This is a genomic window from Streptomyces solicamelliae, assembly GCF_045348655.1.
Taxonomy (GTDB): domain Bacteria; phylum Actinomycetota; class Actinomycetes; order Streptomycetales; family Streptomycetaceae; genus Streptomyces; species Streptomyces solicamelliae.
On the sequence record NZ_CP160404.1, the window covers coordinates 7,256,118 to 7,272,290 of the forward strand.

The 16,173-nt window shown below is 71.7% G+C and carries 13 protein-coding genes; 4 read left to right on the plus strand and 9 right to left on the minus strand.

What is annotated here, in order from left to right:
* Nucleotides 1-85 precede the first annotated feature (85 nt).
* Nucleotides 86-634: a hypothetical protein gene (locus ABZO31_RS33540; protein WP_406865117.1), complete on the plus strand. Its 549-nt coding sequence runs from the start codon at nucleotides 86-88 to the stop codon at nucleotides 632-634.
* A 63-nt stretch (nucleotides 635-697) separates the two neighbouring features.
* On the opposite strand, the gene ABZO31_RS33545 is transcribed toward ABZO31_RS33540, so the two are convergent.
* Both ABZO31_RS33545 and ABZO31_RS33550 read right to left on the minus strand, forming a co-directional pair.
* Nucleotides 698-1,738, minus strand: a complete 1,041-nt coding sequence (locus ABZO31_RS33545) for a vWA domain-containing protein (RefSeq protein ID WP_406865118.1) — start codon at nucleotides 1,736-1,738, stop codon at nucleotides 698-700.
* A gap of 112 nt (nucleotides 1,739-1,850) precedes the next feature.
* On the minus strand, nucleotides 1,851-2,252 hold the full coding sequence (locus ABZO31_RS33550; protein WP_406865120.1) for a hypothetical protein: 402 nt from the start codon (nucleotides 2,250-2,252) through the stop codon (nucleotides 1,851-1,853).
* Between the two features lie 147 nt (nucleotides 2,253-2,399).
* On the opposite strand from ABZO31_RS33550, the gene ABZO31_RS33555 reads away from it, so the two are divergent.
* Complete coding sequence (locus ABZO31_RS33555) at nucleotides 2,400-3,443, plus strand: LacI family DNA-binding transcriptional regulator (protein WP_406865121.1); 1,044 nt, start codon at nucleotides 2,400-2,402, stop codon at nucleotides 3,441-3,443.
* Nucleotides 3,444-3,538: 95 nt separating this feature from the next.
* Here the strand turns inward: ABZO31_RS33555 and ABZO31_RS33560 are convergent, their stop codons facing one another.
* From ABZO31_RS33560 to ABZO31_RS33575, 4 genes are all read right to left on the minus strand, one after another.
* Nucleotides 3,539-4,249, minus strand: coding sequence for a TSUP family transporter (locus tag ABZO31_RS33560; RefSeq protein ID WP_406865122.1), 711 nt, complete (start codon nucleotides 4,247-4,249; stop codon nucleotides 3,539-3,541).
* Entirely contained in the window at nucleotides 4,246-5,658 is a 1,413-nt protein-coding gene (locus ABZO31_RS33565; protein ID WP_406865124.1) for an amidohydrolase family protein, read from the minus strand. The genes ABZO31_RS33560 and ABZO31_RS33565 overlap by 4 nt, the downstream gene beginning before the upstream one ends.
* Complete coding sequence (locus ABZO31_RS33570; RefSeq protein WP_406865125.1) at nucleotides 5,655-7,085, minus strand: uracil-xanthine permease family protein; 1,431 nt, start codon at nucleotides 7,083-7,085, stop codon at nucleotides 5,655-5,657. Before ABZO31_RS33570 ends, ABZO31_RS33565 begins: the two co-directional genes overlap by 4 nt.
* Before the next feature lie 272 nt (nucleotides 7,086-7,357).
* Nucleotides 7,358-7,801 (minus strand): XRE family transcriptional regulator, encoded by a 444-nt coding sequence (locus ABZO31_RS33575; RefSeq protein WP_406865126.1) that lies wholly within the window; start codon nucleotides 7,799-7,801, stop codon nucleotides 7,358-7,360.
* A gap of 601 nt (nucleotides 7,802-8,402) precedes the next feature.
* On the opposite strand from ABZO31_RS33575, the gene ABZO31_RS33580 reads away from it, so the two are divergent.
* Nucleotides 8,403-9,872, plus strand: coding sequence for an NCS2 family permease (locus ABZO31_RS33580; RefSeq protein WP_406865128.1), 1,470 nt, complete (start codon nucleotides 8,403-8,405; stop codon nucleotides 9,870-9,872).
* A gap of 239 nt (nucleotides 9,873-10,111) precedes the next feature.
* Nucleotides 10,112-10,219 (plus strand): agmatine deiminase family protein, encoded by a 108-nt coding sequence (locus tag ABZO31_RS33585; RefSeq protein ID WP_406865567.1) that lies wholly within the window; start codon nucleotides 10,112-10,114, stop codon nucleotides 10,217-10,219.
* A gap of 73 nt (nucleotides 10,220-10,292) precedes the next feature.
* Here the strand turns inward: ABZO31_RS33585 and ABZO31_RS33590 are convergent, their stop codons facing one another.
* The 3 genes from ABZO31_RS33590 to ABZO31_RS33600 form a co-directional block, all read right to left on the minus strand.
* Nucleotides 10,293-12,143 (minus strand): ATP-binding cassette domain-containing protein, encoded by a 1,851-nt coding sequence (locus ABZO31_RS33590; protein WP_406865568.1) that lies wholly within the window; start codon nucleotides 12,141-12,143, stop codon nucleotides 10,293-10,295.
* A 391-nt stretch (nucleotides 12,144-12,534) separates the two neighbouring features.
* Nucleotides 12,535-13,950 (minus strand): lipase/acyltransferase domain-containing protein, encoded by a 1,416-nt coding sequence (locus tag ABZO31_RS33595; RefSeq protein WP_406865129.1) that lies wholly within the window; start codon nucleotides 13,948-13,950, stop codon nucleotides 12,535-12,537.
* A gap of 11 nt (nucleotides 13,951-13,961) precedes the next feature.
* On the minus strand, nucleotides 13,962-16,166 hold the full coding sequence (locus ABZO31_RS33600) for a CHAT domain-containing protein (protein WP_406865131.1): 2,205 nt from the start codon (nucleotides 16,164-16,166) through the stop codon (nucleotides 13,962-13,964).
* Nucleotides 16,167-16,173: the final 7 nt, after the last annotated feature.

Genomic DNA, 16,173 nt, shown 5'->3' on the forward strand with positions numbered 1-16,173 from the left:
TGCAATGGGTTGTTGGGGATGTCCTGTGACAACTTGGAAAGAAGTGACCGCTGTTGTTCCGCCGGGGTCGGCTACGGTTGAGGTCGTGAGCGGATCCCCTGAGAGCACGTACGACCCGACCCGTCATCCCGACCTGCTGGCCTGGCTCGCCGAGCGTCAGAGCGGGCACGATCACTGGGTCGGGCAAGCCGGCCTCGCGGGACGACTCGACTTCACCCCGGAGTCCCTGGGCGCGCTGGACGAACGGGTCCGCGAGACGGCGCAGGACATGGAACAGCTCACGGAGCAGCGCCTGAGCCCGTTCGTGCAGGGCGCCGTCTGGTACGTCGGCGAGGTGTTCTGCCGCCATCGGCAGATGGTGTGGAAGTACACCCCGGACGTCGACACCGGCGAACTGCCGCCGTTCTTCGCCCCCGCAGGCGGCGACGGAGCACTGGATCACCCCTGCGTCGGCCCGAAGGACGAGGGGTGGGAGGGGGACCTGTACCCCCTGAACATGCTGCGCCGCATCCTCGTCGACGAGGACGAGATCGGAACGCCGATCGAGGACACCCTCACGTCCCTCTTCGAGAACCCGTATGCCGAGGACGAGATGTACCCCGACGAGAACCTCGACCCGAACGGCGGCTGGTAGCGCGAGCAGCGCGCCCCGGCCACCGCGCCGCCAGGCGGCGCGGTGGCCCAGGGAGGGGCGGCGTCAGGCCATGACGAGCAGCCGGGTCTGGGGGACCAGCTTGCGGTTGACGCTCGTGCTCTGCACGAAGATCGTGAAGTCGTCGTTGTGGTCGGGCTTGACGCGGACCTCCGCGTCGGGCAGGCCGAGCAGGGCGCGGGCCTCGGGCCCGGTGTAGACACGGTCCGTCTTCTTCTCCAGTACGGCGATCTGCTTGCGCGCCTGGATCTTCTCCGACTTGCTCAGCTGGTAGTACGCGCCGCCGGTGCGGTAGGTGTGCCCGCTCTCGACGACCCAGTCGCGGATGGCCGCGTCACGGGTGACCGGTACCAGGTGGTACTTGGACGGGTCGGCCGGGGTGAGGCCAGCGGCCTTGATGGTCTTCTTGTTGACGGCCTGGGCGCCGGTCGAGAACACCGCCTTCGATCCGCGGATGCCCTTCGTGCGGCCCACCATGAACTTCTCGGTGGCCTCCTGGATGACCTGCCCGGCCTCCTCCAGGCCCTGGGTGCTGGTCGCGTCCCAGATGGCGATGTTGTCGTTGGGGAAACCGCACTGCATGGCCTCCCGCTTGCCCATCTGGTCCGGCACGAGCACGGCCAGCGTCCAGTTGTCGTCCTGCGTCTCGATCATCTCGGCCACGGCCCGGACGAGTTCCCGCGGAGTACGGGCCGGGGCGTCGGGGCAGCGGTGACTCGCGTTCTCCTGCCCGTCGGTCAGCACGAACGTCAGGAAGCTGTGGTCGCCGTACAGCTGAGCGGTCTGCGCCAGCTCGTGCTGCGACTTCAACGCGGCGGCCAGCAGTGCCGTCATCCCCCCGGCCCGGTACAGCTGCTTCAGGGACGGCATCCGCAGCACGTCCTTGTCATAGATGACGCACTCCACCTTGTCCGCGAACACGTACACGGTGACGCGCGTCTCCTGGTCCAACTCACGGGACCGGCGGGCGAGGTAGGCGATCTGCTGATCGGCGACCTCGACGACCTTGCGGCTCAGGTGCGACATGGACGAGCTGGCGTCCAGCACGAGCGCGACGTGGTTGATGTAGTTCTGGCTTCCGGACATGACGGCTCCCCCTCGTTTCCGACTGGATGCTCCAACCGTCTCACCCACCACTGACAATCGCCGGAGCGAGAGAAGCGGCGGACGAAGGGGCTCTGCCTGGGTCGGCCGGGGGCTACGCCTTCGGCGCGGCAGCGAGCTTGTCCAGCTCGCGCATGGCTTCGGAGTGGGCGCTCATGGCGCGGGTCACGGTGCCGATCGTGAAGAGCGCCACCCCGGCGGCAGTTGCCGGCAGCGACAGCCCGAGCACCGCCAGGGCCTCGGGCCAGTCCCGTTCGTTCTGACACCAATCGTGCCTGTACAGACCGTCGTTGGCCGTCCCGCGCTCCGTGAACAACCGTGACTCGCACGCCTCGGGATGCCGGTCGTCCGGCTTCCTGTCCACCTCGTACGGCGTCAGCAGCAACAGCAGACACCACGTCCACAGCAGCGCCGCCAGGGCCAGCAGCCCGATGCCCCAGGCCCGTATGCGACGGGCCCGGTCGCGGAAGTCGAGGTCGTAGTCACGTGATCGCATGGCGGCCGAATCTAGCAGGGCCGACACCTCCGGAGGCGGGCGGACGTCCCCCGCCCCACCAGGCACGGGGCACTGCGCCGCGACCCGTGACCGCATCGGCGAAGATGGAGTCACCACCTGTACCGCGCATGTGAGGAGCGACTGCAGATGCCCCCTTCCGGGTCCGGCTCGAGGCCGCCCACGATCGCCGACGTCGCGAGCGCCGCCGGGGTGTCGCGGACGACCGTCTCCCATGCGCTCAACGGGATCGGGAAGGTCGACCCGCGGACCCGGGAGCGGATCAGGCAGGTCGCCGCCGAGCTCGGATACCGGCCCAACCTGCGGGCGCAGCGACTGCGCCGCGGGCAGGCGAAGGCCATCGCGCTCGCCTCGTCCATGCCGTTCGCCGTCGCCGCCGGACCCTCGCGGCTCGGCTTCTACATGGAGATCGCCGCGGCCGCCGCGGAGAGCGCGCTCCTGCACGGCTACGCACTCGTGCTCGTACCGCCCGTCCAGTCCGGCTCCGGCCTGCACTCCGTCGACATCGACGGCGCGATCGTCGTCGAGCCGGACGTCGACGACGCGGCGGTGGCGCAGCTCAGGGAGCGCGGCCTGCCGTACGTGGCCCTCGGCCGGCCCGTGTCCGCGGCGGAGGCCGCGCCGTACGTCGACCTCCGCGGCGGACTCGTCACCGAACTGCTGCTCGCCCATCTCCACGAACAGGGCGCCGAGCGGCCGGCGCTGATCATCGGGGCGGGGGAGCGGCACTCCTCGGTCGACGCGCGCGCCGCCTACGAACGAGTGGCCGCCGAGCACGGCTGGACCCCGATCGTGGCGACCGCCGCCGAAGCCGGAGGCGAACAGGCCGGGTACGACCGCTGCGCGGAACTCCTCGCCCGGCACCCGGAGATCGACGCCGTCTGCGCGCTGGTGGACGCCTTCGCCGTGGGCGCGGTCCGGGCGATCCGGGACAGCGGCCGGACCATGCCGGACGACGTCATGGTCGTCACCCGGTACGACGGGCTGCGCGCCCGCACCTGCGAGCCGCCCCTCACCGCCGTCGACCTGTGCCTGGACCGGGCGGCGTCGGCCGCGGTCGAGCTCCTCCTCGGCCGCCTGCGCGACGACCTGCCCCCCGACATGACGACCGTCGCCCCCGAACCCCGCGTCATCCCACGCGCCTCCTCGCTCCGGGGGCCGTCCCGAAGCTGAGGCCGAGGGGGACGGGGGCGCATGCCGGCCCCAGGGCGGGCCGACGGGTCCCGCCCGGACCGGCGAGCACCGCAGCTCCGGGCGAGACCCTCGGGTCACATCCCCAGGATGAGACCCACTCCGGAGACCAGGGCGAACCCGAGTACGAAGCGGCGCATCGCGTCGGCGTTCACCCGCCGGTGCACCAGACGGCTCGCCCACGCGCCGACGGCGATCGCGGGCAGCGCCGCCGCCGCCCATCCCAGTTCCTCCGGCTGCGCCTTCCCGGTACCGAACAGCAGCGCCAGCGAGGCGACTTCGCCGACCAGGAAGCAGACGGCGACGGTCGAGCGCAGCTCGGCCGGCGACCGGTGCTGGTAGACCAGCGCCAGCGGGGGCCCGCCGACGCCGGTGGCGGTCTCGGTCAGTCCGGTGACCGCGCCCGCGCCGACGTAGGCGGCCCGGCCGGGGGTGAAGGCGGGTGCGGCGAGACTCACCACCGCCGCCAGCACCGTGGCGACGCCCACGAAGACGCCGAGGCTGCGCTCCGGGATCAGCCAGAGCAACGCCAGCCCGGCGGGCGTGGCGGCGAGCCGGGCGGCGGTGATCCAGCCCGCCCCGCGCAGGTCGAGCGAGGCGCGTTCCCGCCAGGCCACGTACGCGTTGAGCGGGATCATCGACGCCAGGACGAACACCGGCACCAGGCCGGGATCGAGGATCCCGGCCACCGGCGCGACGATCAACGCGAAGCCGAGCCCGCTCGTGCCCTGTACGAACGCGGCGATCGCCACGGCGAGGCCGAGAACGACCAGGGTGTCGGTGCTCACGGTGCCGTGCTCCGTCCACAGCCGCCGCCGGCCGCGCGCGCCGCCGTCGACGTGGGATGCGCGCGGACGATGGTCGCGCGGCCCACGGCTGCGGCGGCCAGTTCGGTCGCCCGCCGGACGAGCGCGGGACCGTCCCAGGCCGTGGGCCGACCGTGCCACAGCCGCAGCCGGCCCGCGACGAACACGGCGGTGATCTGGTCCCGGTTGCCGCGCCGTACCAGCTCCCACGGCACGTCCCAGGAGAGCGCCAGTTCAGGGTTGGTGAGGTCCACGAGGAGGAAGTCGGCCGCCAGGCCCTCGCCGACGACGCCGGTTCGGGCCCCCAGGCCGACCGCGTCGGCGCCGCCGCGTGTGGCGTGTTCCAGCCAGGTCCAGCCCGCGCCGCACGACGAGTCGCCGGTGGCGAGCCCGTACGCGAGCCGCTGGGCGAACTCGGCCGCGTCGGCGAGCCGGAAGCCGTCGCCGCGGGTCCCGTCGGTGCCCAGACCGAAGCGGACGCCGCGCTCGGCCATGGCCGTGGCCGGCGCCACGGCGTTGCCCTTCCATGCGCTGGCCACCGGGTTGTAGCTCACGGCGGTCCCGGTGTCGGCCAGCAGGGTCACCTCGCGCGGGGTGAGCAGCGTGGCGTGCGCGGCGAGCAGCTGCGGGCCGGTGGCGCCGATCGCGTGCAGGTGCTCCAGGGGACGCAGACCGTGGCGGACGAGGGAGCGCTCGACGCCCGCCAGGTGCTCGTTGAGGTGGATCTGCACGACGGCCCCGGACTCGGCGGCGAGCCGGGCGGTGCGCCGCAGGGTCTCCTCGGTGGCCGCCTCGGGGATGGAGACGGCGAGGGAGGGATGCACCAGCGGATCGCCCCCGTAGCGGGCGAGGTGCTTCTCGGCACGGGCCAGGACGGCGGAGCTGTCCTCGTCGCCGTCGGCGTCGTTGCAGACCAGCCCCAGCACACAGCGGATCCCGGCGTCCCGCGCGGCGGCCGCGACCACCTCCACGTCGACGTCCGCGCGGGTCCCCGCGTCGGCGACGGTGGTGAACCCGCCGCGCAGCGCTTCGAGCGCCGCCAGCTTGGCGGCCACGTACGCCGACTCCTCGTCCAGTGCGCCTTCGAGCGGGACCCAGACCCGCCGGAAGATCTCGGAGGGTTCCCCGAACGCGAGCGCCGACCCGAAGCTCTGCGTGAGGTGGTGGTGAGCATCGACGAAGCCGGGCATCAGCAGGTGGCCGGGCAGCTCGACGGCGTGGAGGTGCGGGTGGGTGCGACGGAGTTCCGCCGCGGGGCCCACGGCCTGGAAGGTGCCGTCGGCGACGACGACCGCGAAGCCGTCGGCGGGGCCTTCCGGGAGCAGGACCGCATCCGGTGTCAGGAGCAGCGGGCCCGGCCCGTCGAGGAGTTCGCGGCTGAGCGGGTTCATCGGTCGCCTTCCGTGCGGGCGGTGGCCAGACGGGCGACGACGCCCGGTCGGACGTGGTGGAACAGGATGTTGAGGACGGCCGCGACGAACGCGCCGACGGCGACGCCGCTTTCGAGGAGGATGCGGAGGTTCGGCGAGAACCCGGCGTACACGCCCGGGACGAGGATGGGCAGCAGTCCCAGCGCCAGGGCGACGGCGCAGATGAAGGTGCTGGTGTGCCTGTCGAGGTCGGAGCGGCCGAGCATCTGCACCCCGAGGACGGTGATGACCGCGAAGACCACCATGGCGGTGCCGCCGATGACCGACGAGGGGATGACGCTGATCGCCCGGGTCACCGGGGCGAGGAAGCCGATGACGATGAGGACCACGCCGGCGGCGGCGGTGACGAAGCGGCTGCGGACGCCGGTGACGCGGACGATCCCGATGTTCTCGCCGCTCGTCACCATCAGCGGCAGCCCGAAGAACCCGCCGAACAGGGAGGTGACCGCGTCGCCGCGGATGGTCCGAGGCACGGCGGTGCGCCGATCGATCTCCTTGCCGACGGCCTCGGCGTTGATGACCGTCTGGCCGGTGGCCTCCGCCATGGAGGCGAGGCTGTAGAGCATCAGGGGGAGTGCGGCGAGCAGGTTGAACTGGGGCGAGCCGAACGGCATGAGCTCCGGCAGGCTGACCAGTCCGCCGTCGGCTGCCCCGGACAGGTCCATATGGCCGAGCACGGCCGCGATCGCCGTGCCGGCGAGCAGCCCCAGCATGACGGCGAGCTGGCGCAGGACGCCGGTGAACAGCAGGTAGAACACGACGGTGCAGGCGATCGTCGCCATGCCGAGCCCGAGGTTCGTCGGATCGGCGAAGCCGGGCTCGCCGGGCCGGCCGGTGACGAGTACGGCCCCGACCTTCACCAGGTTGACGCCGACGATCACGATCATCGTGCCGATGACGAGGGCCGGGAAGAAGGCGAGCAGCCGCGAGAAGAGGGGCAGGACGACGAAGTAGAAGGCGGCGGTGAGGATGACCGCCCCGACCGCCGTGGGCAGGCCGTGCTGCTCGGCGATGGCGATGAAGAGCACGAGCGGCGCGCCGCCCGGCAGCATCACGAACGGCAGCCGGGGGCCGAACTTCCACGGACCCAGCGACTGGATGAGCGAGCCGACGCCGGAGAGCACGAACGCCGCGGAGAGCAGGTTCACCGTCAGGCCCGGGTCGAGGCGCAGGGCCGCGCTCATCAGGAAGATCGCCGAGATCGGGGTGGCGGCCATGACGAGCACGTGCTGGACGCCGAAGAGCAGGATCCGGCCCAGTGGGCGGGATTCGTCGACGGGGTGGACGGCGGAGGGGGATCCGGGGGAGGTGGCTGAGGGGGAGGGGGCCACGGGGTCCGGCGCGGGTGGCTGGTCCGGACCGGGAAGGGCGGGGCGGGGACGGGACACGTGCGAGCTCCGATCGGCGTGCGACATGCTGCGGGTTCAGCCGCGATCCGGCCCTGGACGGGAGCCAAATCGATTTGGCCAAATCGATTTGGCCGCCAGTATGGGAGGGCGGCGGATGGTCGTCAAGGGCGGGACGTACGCGACTCGACCCGCCGGCGGCCGACTCCGCGGGGCCGAAAGGCCGTGCGCGCGGGGTCGGCCGGCTCGGTCGGCGTGTCGACGGGTCGGTGCAGCTGTTCAGGGGTGCGCCACGGTCGTGGCGGCGAGGCCGCTCAGGCCGAGGACTCCACGAGGTCCCAGAAGCGGTCGACGATCTGTTCCAGATAGATGCGGCCCTGCTCGCCGGAGGTCGCCGCGGCGGCGGCCCGGCTCAGGGTGGCCGTCATCAGGTTCTGGTACTCCTGGTGCATCGTCCGCAGCGGGCCGTCGAGCGTGCGGCGGTCGTGGCCGGTGAGTTTGGCGACGGCGCGGACGTGCGCCTGCCAGCGCGTGCTCACCGCCTCGCCGAGCAGCCCGGCGAGGCGCTCGTCGTCACCCGTGACGGACATGCGGGCGCGCGAGGAGAGGCCGAGCACGGCGGCGAGAGCGGCCGTCTGTCGGGCGTCGCCCGTCCAGACACCGCTGAGTTCGGCGTCGTCGTAGGCGTCGACGTCCATGCCGATCGCGCGCGCGACGTCGGCGGCGGCGTAGCCGCGGATCAGGCGATGCTCTCTCAACGCACGTGGCGAACCTATGAGTTGGGTCGCATCGCACCACAGCACGCTCGCGAGGGCCGTGAGCTCGCCGGGACTGGGCGCGGCTGTGCCGCGTTCCCAGGCGATGACGATGTCAGGCGTGACGTGTCGTAAGCCGAACGAGGTGCGCAAACCGTGCGCGACATGGCCAGGCGCCATGCCTAGTGACTCGCGGATGCGGCGCGCGGCAGCGGCGTCGAAGGGTGCAGGCCGGTCATGGGGGGAGGGGGGTCCAGACACAGCCGGGATGGTAGAGATCGTTGTGCGATCTGGCTACTGTGCGTTCCCACGAGTGTGCGTTTCGTGCATGCCTCCGACGGCGGTCCGCAGGGGAAGCGGGGCAGGTGAGGGCGCGGTCGCCGGATCTCCATAACATCCTTGCAACCATTGGCAGTTGATACCAATCCTGCCCACACCGCAGGGCCGCTGTCCGTATGATCCACACCACTTCGCATGTGCGTTCGCGCATCACGCGGCCGACCGCGGCATCAGAGGATCGCCCCAACTGTCCCTGATTCCGGATGCGTTCCCCACGCCCACCCATGTGCCGCTTCCCAGGGCATGTGCCGATTCTGGAGAGTCGATGAATTCCCCCAGCGCGACCGGCGCACCGTACGACGCGCACCCACAGGCCGGAGGTTCCCCCCGTACCCCCGGCGGCCCGCTCGACCGCTACTTCCGCATCACCGAGCGCGGATCGACGTACGCACGCGAGATACGCGGTGGTATCGCCACGTTCTTCACCATGGCGTACATCCTCGTCCTCAACCCGATCATCCTGAGCGCGGCCGAGGACAAGACCGGAGCCCAGCTCGACCCGGCGCAGTTGGTCACCGCCACCGCGCTCGTGGCCGCCGTGATGACCGTCATCATGGGCGTCGGCGGCAACCTCCCGCTCGCCCTCGCCGCGGGTCTCGGCCTCAACGCCGTCGTCGCCTTCCAGCTCGCCCCGCTGATGACGTGGGACGACGCGATGGGCCTGATCGTGCTCGAAGGCCTCATCATCTGCGTCCTGGTGCTGACCGGTCTGCGCGAGGCCGTCATGCACGCCATCCCGCAGCCGCTCAAGCAGGCCATCAGCGTCGGCATCGGCCTGTTCATCGCGTTCATCGGCTTCGTCGACGCCGGGTTCGTCACCCGCATCCCGGACGCGGCCAACACCACCGTGCCGGTGCAGCTCGGCACCGGAAGCCTCACCGGCTGGCCGATGCTCGTGTTCGCCCTCGGGCTCGGGCTGACCGTCGTGCTGCTCGCCCGCAAGGTCAAGGGCGCGATCCTGATCAGCATCGTCGCGATGACCGTCCTCGCCGTCGTCCTCGACCAGGCCGCCGACATCAAGACCTGGGGTCTGACCACCCCCTCGCTCCCGGACTCCGTGGTGGCCTCTCCCGACTTCGGGCTGCTGGGCAACTTCGACATCTTCGGGGCGTTCGGTCAGGTCAGCGTCGTCACCGTGGTGCTGCTCGTCTTCACCCTCATCCTGTCGGACTTCTTCGACACCATGGGCACGGTCGTCGGCGTGACGGCCGAGGCCGGGCTCCTCGACGAACGCGGCCAGGTCCCGAACCTCGGCAGGGTGCTCCTCATCGACGGTGCGGCGGCCGTGGCCGGCGGCGCCGCGTCGGCGTCCTCCGCGACGACGTACATCGAGTCGGCGGCGGGCGTCGGCGAAGGCGCTCGTACCGGCTTCGCCAACCTGTTCACCGGCGGCCTGTTCGCCCTCGCGCTCTTCCTCACGCCGGTCCTGACCATCGTGCCGCTGCAGGCGGCGGCCCCCGCCCTCGTGGCCGTGGGCTTCCTGATGATGACGCAGGTCAAGCACATCGACTGGGACCGCTACGACATCGCGATCCCGGCGTTCCTGACCATCGCCGTCATGCCGTTCACGTACTCGATCACCAACGGCATCGGCGCCGGCTTCCTCGCCTACGTCATCATCAAGACCGCGCTCGGCAAGGCGCGTGAGGTGCACTGGCTGCTGTGGGGCGTGTCCGCCCTCTTCCTCATCTACTTCGCCATCGACCCGATCGAGCAGCTTCTCGGCGTCAAGTAGCGGCAGGGACAGATGAGTTGACGACGACGGGGCCGGTGGTGCCGGCCCCGTCGCCGTACTTCACGTGCACGATGTCCCGCTTGGGGAGTGCTCCTGGAGGATTCCGCGCGCGCGGTCGTCGGCCTTCCGGTCGCCGAACTCGGTTACGTACCGGTCGGGGTCGGGCTGTGGAAGGTCGATGACCTCGAAGCCGCGGCCCAGTTCGGCGACCGCGAGCCGACGAGGCCGCGCGGGCGACTCTGGCCCGCCTCTACCCCGACCGTCGCGTCGAGCAGCTCGACATCGACCGCCTCGGCACGGGTAACGGTGGCATCCACTGCCTCACCCAGCAGCAGCCCGTGGCCTGAACGCACGCGACCCCGAACGACGAGCGCCCGGCCCGGGTCTCGTCGCCGAGACCCGGGCCGACCGCACGACGACTCACGACCGTGCCTGCCCCTCGCCGACGGCCTCCGCCGGGGCGGCCTGCCCCGGCAGCGACGGGTTCAGGAACTGGCGGGCCTGCAGTTCGTACATCTCCCGGAACACGCCGGCACCGGTCGCCGGATCCATGAGCGCGGTGAACGTGCCGTGCTCGACGACCCGGCCCTCGTCCAGCACATAGATGAGGTCCGCGTGCCGGACGCTGTGCAGGCGGTGGGTGATCAGGACCGTGGTCTGGCCCGAGCCGGCCAACTGGTGGATCTGGTCGAAGACCCGCTGCTCGGCGGCGGGGTCGAGCGCGCTCGTGGGCTCGTCCACGATCAGCACGGCCCCGTCGCGGCGCCGCGCGCGAGCCAGACCGATCTTCTGCCACTGCCCGCCCGAGATCTCCTGCCCGCCCTTGTATCCCCGGGCGAGCAGGCTGTCCAGGCCCCGAGGGAGCCCCTTGACGACCTCGTCGGCGTCCGCGTAGGCCGCCGCGGCCTCGATGCTCCGGTCGTCCATCGCGGCACTGCTGCGGCCGATGCCGATGTTCACCCGAGCGGTGAAGGGCCAGCGGAAGAAGTCCTGTGCGACCATCGCGACCCGATCGAAGACCTGCGCCCGCTCGGCCTCCGCGGTGCTCACCCCACCCCACAGGACGCGGCCGGAGTCGGGGAGCCGGGCCCCGCTCAGCAGCCGGACCACGGTCGACTTGCCCGAGCCGTTCCGGCCGACGAGGGCGACGGTTCTGCCGCGCGGGATGACGAGGTCGACCTCGTACAAGGACGGCTTGTCGGCGCCGGGGTAGGTGAAGGTCACCTTCTCGAACCTGACGTCCGCTTCCTGGGGCACGTCGAGCCCGCCGACGGGGATGGCACGCCGGGTGGCCTCGTCGCACAGCTTCTGAAGGTCGGCCACGAACAACGCCTCTTCCTGGACGTCGGTGACGCGCAGCACGAGGTCGGTGATGCTCGACGCCCCCGTACGGATCGCCAGCACCGCCGTGCCGGCGACGGCGAGGCCCATCTGCCCGTTCCACAGCAGCAACCCGAGAACGCCGTAGGTCGCGATCGTGGCGAGGCCGCGCGTCGAATCCGCGACCAGGCTCGTGCGGGCGCCGGTCCAGGCGAGCCGGGTCTGCTCCCGCTCGCTCGTCTCGGCCATCTGCCGGAAGTGCTTCAGGAGGAACGGGGCCGCGTCGTGGACACGGATCTCGGCGGCCGCCTGCTGATTGATCAGCAGCTGGCTGATCAGCTTCGCGGCCCGTACATGCTGCACGAAGCGGTGCCAGCTGATGTACCGGTGCCGGGCCATCGTCAGCGAACCCCAGGCGCTCGGCAGGGCCATGAGCACCAGGAGCGGCAGGAGGAGCGGGTGCAGGACGGTGAGCACACCCGCGGCGGCGATCAGCGAGATCGCGGACGTGACCACGGCGGTGCAGTACCCGACCATCCGCCGTGCCGAGTCCGCGCCCCACTGGGCGGAGTCCATCAGCTTGTGGAAGGCGTCGTCCTCGATCGCCTCCAGCTCCACCCGCGCCACCAGGCCCAGATACCGCTCGGTCGCCACCCGCTGCGCCTTCGGCTCCAGGATCCCCGTGGCGGCGGACGACGCCGACCGGCAGGCCGAGCCGACGACCGCGAGGGCCGCGACCAGCGCGAGCGACGGCAGGGCGGCGCGCAGGCGGCCGGTGATGTCCCCGTGGGCGAGCAGCTCGACCAGCAGGCTGTTGACCGCGATCAGCGAGACGGCCTGCGTGATGCCGCGGGCGACCTCGCTCACGGCGACCGTGGCGAACGCCCGCGGGTCCGCCTCGCGCGCCAGCCGCACGGCCATCGAGACCTGCCGCGGCAGGGAACCGGCCATCGCGCGGAGCCCCAGCTTCAGCCAGGCACCGTCATGGGCGCCCCACCCGTAGTCGTAGGTGAGCTCGCCGCCGAACAGTAACTGTTCGGATTCCGACGGAGTTTCGGCTGCGGCCGCCAACGGGTCACTGTCATCGGTGGGATACACGACGGCCTCCATGAAGGGGGGTTGGGGTGTCGTGTGGCCCAACGATGCTGCCCGGCGAGTCGAACACATGTGTTTCGGACGTAGCGCGACCCCCGAAGACAGGCGAATGCGCGTTCGTGCTGTATGCATCGACCCCTTCGGCAAGAGGGTCGTGGTGCCACCGCGGAGTGGCCGAAACGCCGACGGCGGAAGGCGGCTGCACGACGCAAGGCGGCGGCACGGCGGCAGGGCCGGACTGCGGGCATCAGCCGTCGGCGCCGCCGGGTGCGACCACGAACACCTCGGACAACGGCGCGGTGCCGGCCGTCGCGCTGACCAGCAGGTCGTACGTGCCCGGCGGCAGAGGGTCGAGGCTGAACGTCCGGCGCTCCCGCGTCACCGTGACGGGGAGGTCGCGGACCGGCTGCCCGGTGAGCCGGTCGGTGACGGTCAGGCGCGCCTGCACCTCGGGCAACTGACCCTCACCGAGGGCGCTTTCGGCGCCGATCTCGCAGACCACGGGCTCGACGGTCAGATAGAGGTCGTCGCCGAGGTAGCTGAACCAGGAGGTCACCGCGGCCCGCAGGTCGTCGATCCGCACATCGTCCAGGGACTGCAGGATGCCCTTGACGTGGTCGAGCATCGCATCCTGGTTCTGCAGGCTCGCGTGCCGCTGCGGGACGAAGGTGCGGGCGTTCTCGGTCCCGGAGAGGGCGGCGGACAGCTTGGGCACCGTCCCGTCACCGCTTTCGTCGTGATCCCCGCGGGTCCGCAGGGTCTCCACCTTCCCGTCCGTCAGCCGGGCGGACTGCAGGGTGGGCTGGTCCATGCCGACGATCGGGTGGTACACGGCCTTCCGTGAGTCCCAGGCCGGGTCCGCCCGGTTGGCGGCCGCGGCTGTCTCCATCTCACCGAAGAATTCGGTCAAATGGGCGGTCCAGCCCGGCTGCCAGCCGGGCAGCCCGGCCTTCGCCGGGGTGACGGGCTCGTCGCCCGGCCCGTACACGCACTTGTAGACCGGGACCAGCTGATGCAGGGACGTGAGGGAGCGGAGCAACCCGGTGAGGTCGTGCTCGAAGGGGCCGATGCGTTTGGAGAACCCGTTGACCAGGAACTCGACGGCGTTGAGCGACCCGTAGTACGGCGTGCCGAAGGTCACGACGGCCCTGGTGTCCTTCCAGCCGCCCATCGCCTCGACGAAGTAGCGCGCGACGAGACCGCCCATCGAATGGCCGATCAGGATGAGCTGGGCGTCGTCGTTGCCGCTGGCCAGGCGCCAGTCCCGCAGCCATGCGTGGCTCCGGTCCCGCAGCCGGCGCGCGGCGGCCCGGTTGTCACGCCGCCAGTCGTAGGGGAACGGGAAGTAGTTCTCGCCTTCCTCGAGGTCGAACTGCGAGGTCAGGAAGCGCTCGATCCGGCTGTAGCCGTCGATCTTCCACAGGCCTGGCAGGGTGTGCAGGTCGGGCACCAGCCGTTCGGCGACGACGCCGTCACCGAGGTCGTCGGTGCGCCAGTCGTCGTCCTCCAGCGCGAGCGCGTCGAGGGAGCGGCCCAGGCTGGTGAGCGCCCCGAGCACGGCGCCCAGCGAGGGGGCCCACAGGTCCTTGCCGTCCTTGGTGAGCACGCTTCCGGTGATGCCGGGGAGGAGTACGACGACGTCGGTCATCGGGATCCTGGCCATGAGGGACCTTCCTAGTCGTCGCTCGCTCGGACGAACGGGTCGGTGGGGTCGCCGTAGTGCTGGTAGGCGGCCCAGGTACTGTTCCGCCGCCGTTCCGGCGCGGCGCCCGGCGGATCCTGCCGCGGCCCTCCGGCAACGGCGCCCGGGGAGCCGTCCCGCTCCTGGTACAGAGCTCTGCGCGCGGCGTGGACCGCGGCGCCGACGGTGTGCTCGGGCCCGCCCGGCCCGGACTCCAGCAGGTGCGTGTAGAACGTCGTGGAGAACGCGGTCGCCTGGTCGTCGGGGATGCGCCAGCCCGCTCCGACGTAGTGCGCGACCCCGACCCGCAGGAATTCGTCGGCGAGACTCGGTACGAGCCGGGCCTGCGGACTCCCCCAGGGCGTCCCGGGCAGCGGCTCGGCTCTGCCGGTGTCCGCGAGGCGGGACGAGTAGCAGGCGTTGGCGACGACGATCCTCGGAGGGCGTTCGAGCTGTACCAGCTCCTGGGCGGTGAGCAGTCCGTCCGCGAAGACCCACCCCGACCGCACTCCGGAGGCCGAGGTGTCGAAGGAACTGTGGCCGCAGTAGTGGACGATGTGATGGCCGCCCGCCAGCAGGACGCGCAGGACGTCCAAGCGGGTCGCGGGCGCTACGTCCACCGGCCGCTCGGAGCCCGCACGGCGTCCGGAGTCCGCAGGCGGTCCGGGGTCCGCAGGCCGTCCGGAACCGGCCGCGCCGACGAACAGCGTGACCTCGACTCCCAGGCGCCTCAGCTGCGCCGCCACCGCCACGGCCTCGGCGCGCGCCCCCGGCAGCTGGAAACCCTTCTCCGGATCGCCCGGATCGCCGATCACCAGGGCCTTCAACGGGCCCGCCGATGTCTCCTCGGCGAGCACCCGCGAATAGCGGGTGCGCAACTGCCGGGAGAGCGGGGTGCGGACGGCCAAGGGCGCGTCCCGCTCGCCGCTGCGCTGCTTCACGTCGGCCAGGAACTCCCAGGGGACGAGCGCGGTCTCCTGGTCCAGCTCGAGCAGCACGGTCGCCTCGTCCGTGAGGAGCTGCTGGAAGTCCGGCGGGACCACGAACCGGGACAACAGGTCCGGCAGGTCCCTCGCGTCCTCGGCGCTCGGTTCGGTGAGCCGGTCCACGAGCTGTCGCAACAGGTCCATGTCCACCGGTACGAGCCGTTCCGGCACGGTGGCCCGCTCCGTCAGAGCCGCCCAGCGCAGTCCGCCGGCGCCCGACAGGGCGGACACCCTCACCGGCACGGTGCTCTCCGTGGGGTCCATCGTCCGGTGCACCTTCAAGGACAGGTGGGTCCGGTCGACTTCGGCGAGGGGGCCGAGCTGTTTCCGGACTCGGTGACGGATCGCGGGGTCCAGTCCGGCCAGCAGCTCGCCGAGGAGCCCGTCACCGGCCGGTGATCCCGCGCCGTCCGGGCGCCCGGCTTCGCCGGTCGTCGTGCCCGCCGGTCCGGTGAGCCGTGTCAGCGCCGTGAGCGCGTACACCGCCGCGGACTCGGGCGACAGCCTGCCGCTGCGCTCCTCGCGCAGCCTCGGCGCGATCCGCAGGTACGCCTGCTGTCCGGCGGACTCGTCCAGCGCCCGGACGAGCTGCTCCGCTCGCAGGCGGTCGATCTCCACCACGAGCACCTCGGTGAGCCGGGACGCCGCCGCCGAGGACGCCTGCGAGCGAAGCGCGCCGCCGAAGCCGTGCACGAGGGCCCGCGCCGCCTGGGTGACGGTGAGATTGCCGGTACCCGAGCCGATCAGCACCGTCGCGAGGGTCCGCACATGGCCGAGCCCCATGACCTCACCGAGCAGGGACGTGTGCAACTGGGTGGCGCGGCGTTCCGTCAGGGTGCCCAGCGGGCCCATGCCGACGACGGCCGCGGAGCGGACCGTGCCGCCCTTGCAGGGGAAGTACGTGACCAAGCCCAACTGGGCGTCGATGCGGCCGCGTTGGGTGTGCTCGGCGATGAGCCGTCGCGGCCCGCCGGAGATGGCGCGGTCCAGGGCCAGCTCCGCTGCGGCGGGCAGGACCGCATGGTAGTGCCCGGTGACGTGCAGGTCGGCCGGCACCTCCGGCAGGTCGCCCCAGACCACGGTCACGGTGAGCGGAGGACGGCCGGACGCCTGCGACGCGCCGGAGGCCGCGGCCGAGGGGACCGGGGGAGGAGCGGAGTCCGTCGGCGCGTCCTCCAGCAGGTCGGCGATGCGGACGACGGGGCTGCTCACCACGCTC